The organism is Serratia sp. CY29653 (genome assembly GCF_052169255.1).
In the GTDB taxonomy this organism is placed as follows: domain Bacteria; phylum Pseudomonadota; class Gammaproteobacteria; order Enterobacterales; family Enterobacteriaceae; genus Serratia; species Serratia sarumanii.
On the sequence record NZ_JBJNLC010000015.1, the window covers coordinates 1 to 614 of the forward strand.

At 52.6% G+C, this 614-nt stretch carries 1 rRNA gene; it reads right to left on the minus strand.

Annotated elements, in window-relative coordinates:
* Positions 1 to 614: ribosomal RNA gene (locus ACJ8HN_RS24225) — 23S ribosomal RNA — on the minus strand; the annotation flags it as partial.

A 614-nucleotide genomic window follows, 5' to 3' on the forward strand; every position in this document is an offset into this window, starting at 1 on the left:
GGGGCCGAGTTAGAACATCAAACATTAAAGGGTGGTATTTCAAGGATGGCTCCACGCAGACTGGCGTCCACGCTTCAAAGCCTCCCACCTATCCTACACATCAAGGCTCAATGTTCAGTGTCAAGCTATAGTAAAGGTTCACGGGGTCTTTCCGTCTTGCCGCGGGTACACTGCATCTTCACAGCGAGTTCAATTTCACTGAGTCTCGGGTGGAGACAGCCTGGCCATCATTACGCCATTCGTGCAGGTCGGAACTTACCCGACAAGGAATTTCGCTACCTTAGGACCGTTATAGTTACGGCCGCCGTTTACTGGGGCTTCGATCAAGAGCTTCGCCTTGCGGCTGACCCCATCAATTAACCTTCCAGCACCGGGCAGGCGTCACACCGTATACGTCCACTTTCGTGTTTGCACAGTGCTGTGTTTTTATTAAACAGTTGCAGCCAGCTGGTATCTTCGACTGGCTTCAGCTCCATCCGCGAGGGACTTCACCTACATGCCAGCGTGCCTTCTCCCGAAGTTACGGCACCATTTTGCCTAGTTCCTTCACCCGAGTTCTCTCAAGCGCCTTGGTATTCTCTACCTGACCACCTGTGTCGGTTTGGGGTACGATT